This is a genomic window from Akkermansiaceae bacterium (genome assembly GCA_024233115.1).
Lineage (GTDB): Bacteria > Verrucomicrobiota > Verrucomicrobiia > Verrucomicrobiales > Akkermansiaceae > Oceaniferula.
The window spans coordinates 468,085-479,800 of the sequence record JACKQB010000002.1; the positions used below are offsets into that span (position 1 = coordinate 468,085).

An 11,716-nucleotide genomic window follows, 5' to 3' on the forward strand; every position below is an offset into this window, starting at 1 on the left:
AACACAACCATGGCCGACAAAACCCTCTTCCAGAAAATAGCGGATCGTGAGATCCCCGCTGATATCGTCTACGAGGACAAGCTCTGTCTCTGCTTCCGGGACATCCACCCACAGGCACCGATCCACCTGCTTATCGTGCCCAAAAAACCGATCATCCGCATCGCAAAAGCCGCCCCGGAGGATCAAAACACCCTGGGCCATCTCCTACTAACAGCTCAAACCGTCGCGCACCAGGAAGGCTTCGCGGAAGCCGGATTCCGCACCGTCATCAACAACGGCCCCGACGGTGGCGAAGAAGTCCCCCACCTCCACCTCCACATCCTCGCCGGCCGCCAGATGAAATGGCCGCCAGGCTAACCCCGACTCCCGAAATGAAACTCATCTCCTGGAACGTCAACGGTATCCGTGCCGTCATCAACAAAAACTTCGCTGAATTCCTCACCGGGCACCAACCGGACATCCTCTGCCTGCAAGAAACCAAAGCCCGCGCCGAGCAGGTGGATCTGCCGCTGGAAATGTCCGGTTACCACACCTTCTGGAACTCCGCTGAAAAACCCGGTTACTCGGGCACGGCCATTTTTTCCAAACACGAGCCACTCGGTGTAACAAACGGCATGGGCATCGACGAACACGATACCGAAGGCCGGGTGATCACCGCTGAGTTTGACGACTTTTTTCTGGTCACGGTTTATACGCCCAACTCAAAAAACGAACTGCTGCGCCTCCCCTACCGCCAGCGCTGGGACGCCGACTTCCTCGCCTACTGCAAAAACCTGGAAAAAACAAAACCTGTCATATTCTGCGGGGATCTCAACGTCGCCCACCAGGAGATCGACCTCGCTCGTCCCCAACAAAACCGCCGCAGCGCGGGCTTCTCCGACGAGGAACGCGCCGGCTTCGATAACATCGTCGCGCATGGGTTCATCGATAGTTTCCGTCACTTCTACCCCGACACCACCGAGGCCTACTCCTGGTGGAGCTACCGGGCCGGCGCAAGGGGAAAGAACATCGGCTGGAGAATCGACTATTTTTGCGTCTCGGCGCCCTTCATGGACCGTGTCACCAAAGCTGAAATCCTCTCTGACGTGTTAGGATCCGACCACTGCCCGGTCTTGCTCGAAATCGTGTAACCCGCGTCACGACAGCTGAAAAATGATTACAAAAAAATCCCGGCTGCCGGACACTTTGGCAACCGGGATGCTCGGGGTTTGCCGGGGTTTTAATCGACTTTGGGCAGCGTAATCCTCAGCTTGCCATTAAGCACCTCGTAACGCATCGCGGCAGCGTTTACATCCGCTGGAATCGTGAACTTCCGGCTAAAGCTGCTCACCGAGCGCGAGCGGCCCACTACTTGCTCCATGTCATTGAGCTGTTCACTCATCTTATCCTGCCGACCGCTGACGCTGAGCACGCCATCCTCAAAACGGATATCAAGCGAGTCCTCGTCGATATCCGGCAAATCAAGGGTGACCACCACGGCGTGATCCTCATCCCGGATTTCACTACCGAGGGAAAACATATCCTTGCCACCGTTGTTGAGGGACCACGCATGGTTCAGTGACCACCAGTCATCAAGCTTGGGCAGTGCCGGAGATGGTGTTAGACCATTGTAACGGTGCTCAAACAGTTTGTTCATCCTTTCCTGCAAGTCGGACATTTCCTTGAACGGGTCCCATTGGTTGGAAAACAAGCTTTGCCAGGGCTTGTCCGGCTCTATCAGCCCTTCCCCGGCCTTGGGGATATCCTCGGTCTCCGCCGCGGCCTCACCTTTGGCCATGGGCTTCTCAGAGGGTTTGAGTAACTTCTCAGGAAGTGTGAGGCTTGCCACCTTCCTTTCAGCATCGCCAGTGTCCAGGTACATCGTCGTCAAAAAGAATCCCTGCACACCGACGGCAAGCGTCAGCAGGCATATCGCCGCCACGACAAAGGGGGATGTCTTTGCGCGCTCTTTTACATGGTTGGATTCCGGAGTTATAGCTCCCCCGGGGGTATTGTCAGGTTGGGTTTTCTGGTTCGTTGTTTTCATAGCAATATACGGGGTTGTTTCACACCGGCATGATCGCAACACAACTTTACCCACCCCTTTCCTGCGGATTACACCTTTGTAATGTTCAGGAAATAGACCTGTAACAACACCGTGGCATAGTGTCCCCGAACAAAGGATGAAGCGGACCGCCCCCCGGGCAGACCAACTCCTAAAGTTCACATCATTCATTCCAACCATAGAAAGGAAATACCACCATGCAACTCATCAGACATACAAACCCAAGAACCAGTATCCCGAATGATATCGACCATTGGTTCCTGAACTTTCTCCGCGACTTCGGAAGCCTTGGCAATGGGACCGGCACCACCAACCTGAGTGTGGACCTGCACGAGAGTAAGGACGCCTACCATGCCACCTTCGCCATGCCTGGCATCGCCAAGGATGACGTGGAGATTGAACTTGATAATTCCGTGCTCACGGTGAACGGCAAAGTCACCAGGAAATCGGACAACGAACACTACGAATCCACATTCAACCGCTCGATCACCGTGCCGGACGGCGTCAAGACAGACGGCATCTCCGCAAGCATGCAAGACGGCCTGCTCACCGTGACCATGCCGAAGTCAGAGGACAAGAAACCCGTCGCGATCAGCGTGAACTAACAACCCGACAAACCATCAGAAAGGAGACCAGCATACCATGAAACTCACAGAAAAAAACAACAAGGCAGCAGACAAGGAAAACCACATTTCCGACAAGCCAAAGAATCAAGTCACCCGGATGAACAACGAGATGGACCACCAGCAGAACCGCTCCAGTGAGCAGGTCTGGCTGCGTCCATACTATGAGACTGAGTCACTCGAATCCGGGGACTACACACTGAGAGTGTGGATGCCCGGGGTACCCAAGGAGGACGTCGCTGTCGCTCTCGATGACGATGTGCTGACCATCAGCGGCCATCGCAGGGAGCGGCACCCGGACGATTGGAAACCCGTCTTCACGGAGCTACCCTTCGGCGACTACCGCCTGAGGCTGAACCTCAACATCAAGGTGGATGAGGACCGGATCAAAGCCCGTGTCGAGAACGGCATCCTCACTCTGGATCTGCCGATTTCCGAGGCCGCCAAACCACGGAAAATCACGATCAAGTAATCATGGAGGTTGCCCCACACCGGGGCTTCGGCAGAATGGACCGCACCCGGCACGCCACCAGGTGCGGTCCTTGTTTCCCACCATTGCACTCTCCAAGGGATGTGCTATAAAAAATCCATCCAATGAGGGTTCTGATCATAGAAGATGATGTGAAGACAGCTTCCTTCATAGCCAAGGGCTTCAAGGAAGCGGGGATGGTCGTGGACACAGCCCACGACGGTATCGACGGACTCGACCTCCTCATGACAAGGAAGTATGACGCGGCCGTTCTCGATCTTATGCTGCCCGAGCTCGATGGCCTCTCCCTGCTCGGCAGGGCTCGCGCGGCGAGGGTGAAAACCCCCGTCATCATCCTCAGCGCCAAACGCAGTGTAAACGAGCGCATCGAGGGGCTGAAACGTGGTGGTGATGATTACCTGGTCAAGCCCTTCGCCTTCAGCGAGCTGCTTGCACGGGTGCAGGCGATCACCAGAAGATCCGGCGACACCCAGACAGATCACGCTGAAAAACTCCGCGTAGCGGATCTGGAGCTCGACCCGTGGAAACGGGAGGCATCCAGGGCCGGTGAAACCATCCCCCTTCATGCGCGGGAGTTCGTTTTGTTAGAACACCTCATGCGCAACCAGGGTCGGGTCGTCTCCAAGACATCGATTCTGGAAAACGTGTACGAGTATCACTTTGACCCGCAGACCAACGTCGTGGATGTGCTGATGTGCAGGCTGCGGGCCAAGATTGACAAGGATTACTCTCCCAAACTCATTCATACCGTCCGCGGCATGGGTTATGTCCTCAGACCAGAGTCATAAGGCAGCCGGAAACGGCTCGCAAGCCAGCAAGATCGGCTGGGCATCAGGTGTCAGCCTGGCCCTGGCTTACACGCTCTTTTTTTCCGCAATCACTGCGTTGATACTCGGGATCGCTTACCACTACATGGCGGAAACCATCCGCGACAACGAGCTGCAGATAGTCCGCAACCGCGCTGCCGAATACCGCGCATGGCTTCAACGCGGCAATATCAAGGAACTCGAGGCGCGGATGAATGAGCAGAGTATGCAGTCGGGTGACATTATCTTTGCCCGGGTCACCGGCCCCAACCATAACTACGTGAAGTCGCTCGCACCCGGCGGCGATCCGATCTACCCGCATGCACTCAACGACCTGGACTCCCGGATGGAAGGCTACGGCATCGAACTTGGCAACGACACCTGGGTGGTGGTTTCCATTCCCGTGGACGATTCGGGAACCATTCTCCAGGCAGGAAAAAACACCCGCTCCAGCAGTGCCACCCTCGGCAGACTACGGCGCATTTTCACTCTGGCGTTCATTCCCGCTATCGTGGTGGCCGCCACCGGTGGAGCCTTCCTCACTTACCGTAGGCTGGCACCGATACGCACGCTGATCGCCGTCATGCAGGACATCATCCGCAGCGGCGACATGAACCGCAGGGTGGATCCGGTTGGCCGCGGCAACGAACTCAACGCGCTGATCAAGCTGTTTAACAAACTGCTGAAAAAAAACACCTCGCTGGTCAGCTCGATGCGCCACTCGCTCGACAGCATTGCCCACGACTTCCGCACACCGCTGAGCCGTATCAATATCATTGTCCAAGAGGCGCTCGACAATGAACCCGATCCTGAAGCACTGCGCGACGCACTGGCGGATTGTATCGAGGAAAGCGAGCGTATGAACCACCTGCTCAACTCACTCATGGATGTTGCCGAGGCGGAGTCCGGTGTGCTCCAGCTCGACCTGGCTCCATGCTCGGTTTCCGATCTGATCGACTCCGTGGTTGATCTCTATGAGTTCGTGGCGGAAGACAAGGGCATCCAGCTCACTGTCGAGACACCCGAGGAAATCCGCTTACTGGTCGACCAAACCCGCATCAAGCAGGCATTGGCCAATCTCGTGGACAACGCCATCAAGTTCAGCCCGCCTAACACAACGGTAAGAATCGCATCCGCCAGCGAAAACAACATTTGCAAAATCACCGTGCAAGACGAGGGTCAGGGCATCAGTAAAAACGACCTTTCACGGATCTGGGAACGGCTCTACCGCGCCGAACGCAGCCGCAGCACCCGCGGTATCGGCATCGGTCTGAGCCTGGTCAAGGCCATCGTCGAGGCACACGGTGGTGATGTGTCTGTCTCAAGCCAGCCCGACCATGGGTCGCTCTTTACCATGCAATTGCCCCACCCTAACATCATTACGTAACCATCATGCAGAGTCCCGATTATTATGCCGCTTTGGAAGTCGACAAGGATGCATCACAGGATGACATCCGCAAGAGCTTCCGCAAACTCGCCAAGAAATACCACCCCGACGTCGCAAAAGACAAGGAGACGGCAGAAACGAAATTCAAAGAGATCAACGAGGCCTACGAGGTGCTCGGCGATCCGGAGAAACGGAAAAAATATGACCTCTACGGCAGCCAGCCGGAAGGGTTTGGCAGCGCTGGGGCAGCTCCGGCGGGCGCTGGCTGGAGCGGCTTCGGCGATCCGGAGGGCGGCACCTATCATTACACCTATGAGGGCACCGGATTCAGTGATTTTTTCGAACAGATGTTCGGGGCACGCTCACATCCGGGAACATCAGGCGCTGACTTCAGGCAAACCCGGGGGTTCGGTACCGGCAAGCGACGGGGCCAGGACACCCACGCCGACATCCTGGTGACCCTGCACGAGGTCCTGAAGGGCGCCGAACGCAGAATCCAGCTACAGCAAGTCAACCGCGAAACCGGAGCCGCGGAAACCAAGACCCACCGCATCCGTATCCCGAAAGGTATTTCCGAGGATCAGCTGATCCGCTGCGCCGGCCTTGGCCAGCCCGGCGTGCATGGAGGTGCCGACGGTGATCTCTTTCTCCATGTACGTTTTGAAAAACACCCGGACTTCCGTGTCATCGGCTCAGATCTCCACACCGAGCTGCGCGTGGCTCCATGGGAGGCGGTACTGGGCGCCGAGATCTCCGTGCACACGCTCGAAGGCCGGGTCCGGATCAAGATTCCGCCCCACACGGAGGACGGCACCGAACTCCGCATCAAGGGGCACGGTCTACCGACCGGAACCACCGGGGAAAAGGCCAACTTGTTCGCAAAAATCCGCGTCGTCACCCCGGACAGCACGACGGATGCCGAGAAAACACTCTGGCAGCAGCTCGCCGACTCATCCTCGTTCAACCCACGCAAATTCTAACAATTTCCCACCATGTCCAGTCATTACCCAATCACCCCCATCACAGGCATCGCAGACGATGATGACGCACTCATCGAGCTCACTGACGCCGCAGACATCTGCGGACTGCACCCGGAAATGGTCGAGGAGTTCCTGCGCGGAGGCCTGGTCAGCGCATTTCGCAGTGAGGAGGAAATCATCTACTTTGACCCCAGCGGCCTGACCAGGTTGCGGCAGATCTCCCACTTCCGCCACTACGAGCACGCCAACCTGCGCACCATCCGCTACATCCTCAACCTGCTCGACACCCTGGACTCCCGCGAACAGGAACTCCGCGAGCTGCGTGAACGGCTTCGGTGAATCAGCCCGACGGCTGCCCGGCACATCTAACAACCCATCACACTTGTCATATTGCGCTATACTCTTACCCTGTCGCGCTAGAATCACAATCTTGGGTTGACCATACCCATCCACTCCTGTCAGGGATGTCCCCTGTAAAGCAAAACCCCATTTGGTTGATCACCGCTTGGAGACATTGCGGAAACACACCCAATAACACCAACCAAATACACTATGAAACTAAAACAGCTAACACTTGGATTCGGCACACTCGCAGCTTCCACCTCTCTACTCAGTGCCGCCACAGTCTATCAGATCGACCTCGAGAAAGACACCAGCAGCACCACACAGTCCGGCTGGACATCCGTTACCGCACCAAACAGCTCTGGTCCCTCCTCACTCACCAGTGGAAGCGTCACGTTTACAGCCGGTGGCGCGGGCGGCTACTTTGCCGGACGTGCTGGCGGCACATGGGGGGCTGTCAACGTCACGGACGCTGACTGGAATGACCTTGTAGGCGACACCGTGGCAGCAAGAAGCGGCGATGGCACCATTAGCATCTCCTTTACCGGTCTTGCTCTCGGAGTAGAACACCAGTTCACAGCCTGGCACAACGTGTCGGCCACGGATAGCGCGAGTTTTTCCGCTGGCCTCTACACGATTACCCCCAGCATCACCACCGGAACCCTGGTCGGCTCCGCCACCAGCGGTGCGGCTTCCAACATCAATAAAAACGCCGTCGGAGTGGTAGCTGCTGATTTCAACAACTCAGTGATCAACTTCACTCCGGACGGATCGGGTAATGCCACCGTGTTGCTGACCAGTGCAGACGCCACCAACCACTTCCTTACCTTCAGCGGCATGCAGCTCGAATCTGTCCCTGAGCCATCCTCCGCAGCCCTGCTCGGCGTCGGCGGTCTAGCCCTGGTGTTCCGTCGCAGAAAATAACCACTTAACCAGAAATACGCCGATTTCACATCGGCTACCTCAAGGGTTGCAGACTCCGTTCTGCAGCCCTTTATTGGGGAAAAGCCCCCTGTTCAACATCCGAAATGCTGACCCGCTCCACCCCCCTCCTCCTTGCCTCGCTCGCGGCCGCGGCTGCGGGCGTGCGGGCTGACATTGTCATCAACGAGGTGCATTACGATGCCGAGCCGAAAACGGAATACGTCGAGTTCATCGAGCTTCTCAACACGGGGCCGGGGCCGGTCGATCTCAGCGGGTGGTCGTTTTCCGCCGGTATTACACGGGTTTTTCCCTCCGGCACCACGCTCAACGCCGGCGCCTATCTGCTGGTCGCGGAGAACCCCGGCGCGCTGACCGCCAAATACCCCGGCGTCACCGCCCAGGTGCTGGAATACTCCGGCTCCCTGTCCAACGACGGTGAGAAACTGGAATTGCGCGACTCGCTGGGCGTGGTGATCGACAGCGTCGATTACCGGGCGGAGTTCCCCTGGCCGGTCAGCCCGAACGGAGAGGGCGCCTCGATGCAGCTGCTCAACCCATCGCTCGACAACGACCTGGGCGGTGCCTGGCGCGGGGCGGCACCCACCCCGGGGGCGGCCAATGCGGTCCTGACCGGCAATGCGCCGCCGATCATCCGCCAGGTGGACCACAGCCCGCAGGTTCCCACCGCAGCCACCCCGACCACCGTCACCGCCAAGGTGAGTGATCCGGACGGCGTGGCGACCGTCAACCTGCTCTACCAGGTGGTGGCGCCCGGCGCCTACATCCCCGCCTACCTACCACACAACTACAGCACCCTCACAGGCTCGCCGAACTCCCCGCTGCAAGCGAACCCGGAATTTGAAAATCCGGCGAACTGGACCACCATCGCCATGACCGACGACGGCAGCGGTGCGGACCTGGTTGCCGCCGACGGAATCTACACCGCCCAAATCCCCGCCCAGACCCACCGCACGCTGGTGCGTTACCGGATCTCGGCCACCGACGCGCAGTCCGCGACCATCCGTGTGCCCTACGCCGATGACGCATCCCTGAACTTCGCCTTTTTCGTTTACAATGGAGTGCCCGACTGGACCGCCTCCAACTCGGTTTACCCCGGTGAACCCACCCACACCTACAGCTCCGCCGCGCTGAGCACGCTGCCGGTTTACACCATGATCACAAGAAACCAGGACCGTGCCTACGCCTATGCCTACAGCTCGACGGGTGACAGCGGACTGCAGATCCCGAAGGCCAACGTCGCCGCCAGCCAGGCCTTCAACTGGGAGTGCGCCTTCGTCTACGACGGTGTGGTTTACGACCACGTCAAATGGAGGCTGCGCCAAAGAAACGACCGCTACTCCGGTGACGGCAAACGCTCGATGCGCTTTCGTTTTAACCGGGGACACCATTTCCAGGCCCGTGACGAGGACGGCAACCTGCTCGCCGTGAAATGGAGGAGTCTCAACACGGGAAAAATGTCCCGGTTCGACGGCGTCAACAACTACGGCCTGCCCGAGACCATGAACTCCAAACTCTGGCGTATGGTCGGCGTGGAGTGCCCGCTGTTCTTCCCGGTGCACTTCCGCATGATCGACGGTGCCGATGAGTCGCCGGACCAGTACAATGGTGACTTTTTCGGACTCGCCACCGTGGTGCAGGACATCGACGGAAACTTGTTAGACGATCGCGGGCTGCCTAACGGAAATATGTACAAACTCAAGGACGGCGTCACCGACCCCCTCGAGTTACAGCGCAACCAGGCGCGCCAGAGCGTGAGCGACGGCAGTGATTTCCAAAACGTCCGCAACAACCTCAACTCCTCGCAAACCGACACCTGGCTGAGCCAGCACGTCGATTGGGACCAGTGGTCGCGCTACCACGCGGTGGTCGAGGCCGTCCGTCACTACGACTTCGGCACCACGTCCAGCCACCTGAAAAACCGGGCGTGGTACTTCCAACCCGCGACGGACGCCCCCTACGGACTGCTCCGGATCATCCCGCACGACCATGACGCCACCTGGCTGAAAGGCTATCACGACAGCTTTAACTCGCAGGGCATCGCCGTGGGAACCGGCTACCCGTGGGCGGCGATTTTCGATGACATCCGCCGGCCGCCGTCGGGCACGGAGAAATCCGCCTTCACCCGAGGCTATCGCAATTTCCTCCGCGAGTTCCGCGATCTCCTCTGGCAGGAGGAAACCGTCAACAACATGATCAACCAGCACGTGGCGCTGCTCGCGGAGTTCAGTATGGCCGACCGCGACCGCTGGACCGGTGGCCCCGCCGCCGCCGGAACGGAGACGATGCAGTCCCTGGAGGAGATCGCCGAGCCGATGCGCAATGTCGCCTTCGTCAGCGACACCATGTTCGGCGCTAATCTCGTCGGTGGACGGGGCGCCTACCTCGACCAGCTTGCGACTGACAACCTCATCCCCGACACCCCGAGCATCAGCTACGACGGCACGCCCGGATTTCCCACCGACAGCCTCGTTTTCACCTCGTCGGATTTCTCCAGCACAGCAGGTGGAGCCGGCTTTGGGAAAATGGAGTGGCGCATCGCCGAGGTCGCCGGGCTGACCATCAACGTGGCGCAGCAACTCATCAGCAGTGGTGACCCGTGGAAGTTCCTCGATGACGGCACCGACCCCGGCGCCACATGGAAACTAACAGGATACGACGACAGTACCTGGGGAGAGGGCGCCACCCAGATCGGCTACGGTGAATCCGACGAGGCGACCGTCATCAGCAGCGGCCATCCGGCCATCCTGTTCCGGAAAACGGTCAACATCACCGACATTAGCACGATCGAGAGCTTTGAGGCCGACATCATCCGGGACGACGGCGCGGTGGTCTATGTCAACGGTGTCGAGGTCTGGCGCAACCAGATGCCCGAGGGCGAGATCACCCACCAGACCCTCGCCAGCACCACCGCGTCGGGCAGCAACGAATCGAGCTTCCACGCATTCACCATCCCCGCCGACAAGTTTGTCACCGGCGTCAACACCATCGCCGTTTCCGTGCATCAGTATGCCGCCAATAGCGGCGATATGAGTTTTGATTTCAAACTCCGGACCGTCCCCGCGCTGGTACCGGCCTCGGTCGAAAGAATCTACGAGTGGAACAACCCGTGGGAATCGGGCGAACTGCCCACGTTCCAAGCCACGCTCACCCCTCCCGCGGTCGCCACCCGCGCCGGGCGCAGCTACCGCGCCCGGGTCAGGCACCAGGATGACACCGGCCGCTGGAGCCACTGGTCGGCTCCGCTTGAATTCACCGCCAGCACCTCCAACCTGGAGATTTTCAAAGCCTCCCTGGTCATCAGTGAAGTGATGTATCACCCAGCGTCGCCGACCGCCGCCGAACTGGCCGCCGGATATGATGACGACGACTATTTTGAATACATCGAAATACGCAACATCGGCACCCAGGTCATCGACCTCGCCAATGTGCGGTTGACCAAGGGGGTCGATTTTGATTTTGCGGGCAGCAGCGTCACCTCACTCGCGCCGGGGGGGTATGTGCTGGTGGTCAACAACCTCGCCGCGTTCACCATGCGCTACGGCGCCGGGCTTCCGGTGGCGGGCGCATGGAGTGGTAAACTCGACAACGGCGGCGAACGGCTCAAGCTCTCCTACGGCGCCGGCGAGGCGATCATCGATTTTGATTACGACGATGAGGCGGGCTGGCCGCTCAGCGCGGACGGTGACGGTTTCTCCCTGGTGCTCATCGACCCGCTCGGCACCCCGAATCCGGCTGAGCCGCTCAACTGGCGCGCCAGCACCGCCGTCCACGGCACGCCGGGTGGCACCGACGGCTCCATCTTCGCAGGCGGCAACGCGGATGATTTTCTGGCCTACGCCACGCGGGAACACAACACCCTGGTCCATCCGGACGGACACGTCGATTTCAGCATCGAGTTCAACCAGCTTGCGGAGGATGTCGATGGGGAGTTGCAGGTTTCCACCGACCTCGTCCACTGGCAGGCGGCGGACAGCCTGATGCAGAAAACATCGGTCCAGACAACAAGCGGACCCTACGCACGCGTGACATTCTCCACCCTGTCGCCCCCCGCGGCCCCCCGCTGGTTCCTGCGCTACCAGGTCAAACAGCGATAAAAATG

11 protein-coding genes are annotated in these 11,716 nt (G+C 59.0%); 10 read left to right on the forward strand and 1 reads right to left on the reverse strand.

Annotated elements, in window-relative coordinates:
- The first annotated feature begins 9 nt into the window (after positions 1 to 9).
- Both H7A51_06140 and xth read left to right on the forward strand, forming a co-directional pair.
- The gene (locus H7A51_06140) at positions 10 to 357 is read left to right on the forward strand and encodes a histidine triad nucleotide-binding protein (protein ID MCP5535800.1); all 348 of its coding nucleotides are present in this window, start codon (positions 10 to 12) and stop codon (positions 355 to 357) included.
- 14 nt (positions 358 to 371) lie between these two features.
- Positions 372 to 1,130, forward strand: a complete 759-nt coding sequence (gene xth, locus H7A51_06145; protein MCP5535801.1) for an exodeoxyribonuclease III — start codon at positions 372 to 374, stop codon at positions 1,128 to 1,130.
- 89 nt (positions 1,131 to 1,219) lie between these two features.
- Here the strand turns inward: xth and H7A51_06150 are convergent, their stop codons facing one another.
- Entirely contained in the window at positions 1,220 to 2,026 is an 807-nt protein-coding gene (locus tag H7A51_06150; protein MCP5535802.1) for an Hsp20/alpha crystallin family protein, read from the reverse strand.
- 215 nt (positions 2,027 to 2,241) lie between these two features.
- Between H7A51_06150 and H7A51_06155 the strand changes: the two genes are divergently transcribed.
- The 8 genes from H7A51_06155 (at position 2,242) to H7A51_06190 (ending at position 11,711) form a co-directional block, all read left to right on the forward strand.
- A complete protein-coding gene (locus tag H7A51_06155) occupies positions 2,242 to 2,649 on the forward strand; it encodes an Hsp20/alpha crystallin family protein (protein ID MCP5535803.1) in 408 nt (135 codons plus the stop codon).
- A gap of 37 nt (positions 2,650 to 2,686) precedes the next feature.
- Positions 2,687 to 3,139 carry an Hsp20/alpha crystallin family protein gene (locus tag H7A51_06160; GenBank protein ID MCP5535804.1) on the forward strand — a complete coding sequence of 151 codons (453 nt, stop codon included), beginning with the start codon at positions 2,687 to 2,689 and terminating at the stop codon, positions 3,137 to 3,139.
- A 122-nt stretch (positions 3,140 to 3,261) separates the two neighbouring features.
- Positions 3,262 to 3,945, forward strand: a complete 684-nt coding sequence (locus tag H7A51_06165; GenBank protein ID MCP5535805.1) for a response regulator transcription factor — start codon at positions 3,262 to 3,264, stop codon at positions 3,943 to 3,945.
- Positions 3,923 to 5,350 carry a HAMP domain-containing histidine kinase gene (locus H7A51_06170; protein MCP5535806.1) on the forward strand — a complete coding sequence of 476 codons (1,428 nt, stop codon included), beginning with the start codon at positions 3,923 to 3,925 and terminating at the stop codon, positions 5,348 to 5,350. The genes H7A51_06165 and H7A51_06170 overlap by 23 nt, the downstream gene beginning before the upstream one ends.
- 5 nt (positions 5,351 to 5,355) lie before the next feature.
- Positions 5,356 to 6,330: a J domain-containing protein gene (locus H7A51_06175; GenBank protein ID MCP5535807.1), complete on the forward strand. Its 975-nt coding sequence runs from the start codon at positions 5,356 to 5,358 to the stop codon at positions 6,328 to 6,330.
- 12 nt (positions 6,331 to 6,342) lie between these two features.
- Positions 6,343 to 6,669 (forward strand): MerR family transcriptional regulator, encoded by a 327-nt coding sequence (locus H7A51_06180; protein MCP5535808.1) that lies wholly within the window; start codon positions 6,343 to 6,345, stop codon positions 6,667 to 6,669.
- A gap of 213 nt (positions 6,670 to 6,882) precedes the next feature.
- Positions 6,883 to 7,596, forward strand: a complete 714-nt coding sequence (locus tag H7A51_06185) for a PEP-CTERM sorting domain-containing protein (protein MCP5535809.1) — start codon at positions 6,883 to 6,885, stop codon at positions 7,594 to 7,596.
- 104 nt (positions 7,597 to 7,700) lie between these two features.
- Positions 7,701 to 11,711, forward strand: coding sequence for a lamin tail domain-containing protein (locus H7A51_06190; GenBank protein MCP5535810.1), 4,011 nt, complete (start codon positions 7,701 to 7,703; stop codon positions 11,709 to 11,711).
- Positions 11,712 to 11,716 lie beyond the last annotated feature (5 nt).

What these genes read in the sequence shown, in the direction of transcription:
- H7A51_06190 (MCP5535810.1), top strand. Translation starts at nt 7,701, where the DNA reads ATGCTGACCCGCTCCACCCCCCTCCTCCTTGCCTCGCTCGCGGCCGCG.
- xth (MCP5535801.1), top strand. Translation starts at nt 372, where the DNA reads ATGAAACTCATCTCCTGGAACGTCAACGGTATCCGTGCCGTCATCAAC.
- H7A51_06155 (MCP5535803.1), top strand. Translation starts at nt 2,242, where the DNA reads ATGCAACTCATCAGACATACAAACCCAAGAACCAGTATCCCGAATGAT.
- H7A51_06185 (MCP5535809.1), top strand. Translation starts at nt 6,883, where the DNA reads ATGAAACTAAAACAGCTAACACTTGGATTCGGCACACTCGCAGCTTCC.
- H7A51_06160 (MCP5535804.1), top strand. Translation starts at nt 2,687, where the DNA reads ATGAAACTCACAGAAAAAAACAACAAGGCAGCAGACAAGGAAAACCAC.
- H7A51_06140 (MCP5535800.1), top strand. Translation starts at nt 10, where the DNA reads ATGGCCGACAAAACCCTCTTCCAGAAAATAGCGGATCGTGAGATCCCC.
- H7A51_06170 (MCP5535806.1), top strand. Translation starts at nt 3,923, where the DNA reads ATGTCCTCAGACCAGAGTCATAAGGCAGCCGGAAACGGCTCGCAAGCC.
- H7A51_06175 (MCP5535807.1), top strand. Translation starts at nt 5,356, where the DNA reads ATGCAGAGTCCCGATTATTATGCCGCTTTGGAAGTCGACAAGGATGCA.
- H7A51_06150 (MCP5535802.1), bottom strand. Translation starts at nt 2,026, where the DNA reads ATGAAAACAACGAACCAGAAAACCCAACCTGACAATACCCCCGGGGGA.
- H7A51_06180 (MCP5535808.1), top strand. Translation starts at nt 6,343, where the DNA reads ATGTCCAGTCATTACCCAATCACCCCCATCACAGGCATCGCAGACGAT.
- H7A51_06165 (MCP5535805.1), top strand. Translation starts at nt 3,262, where the DNA reads ATGAGGGTTCTGATCATAGAAGATGATGTGAAGACAGCTTCCTTCATA.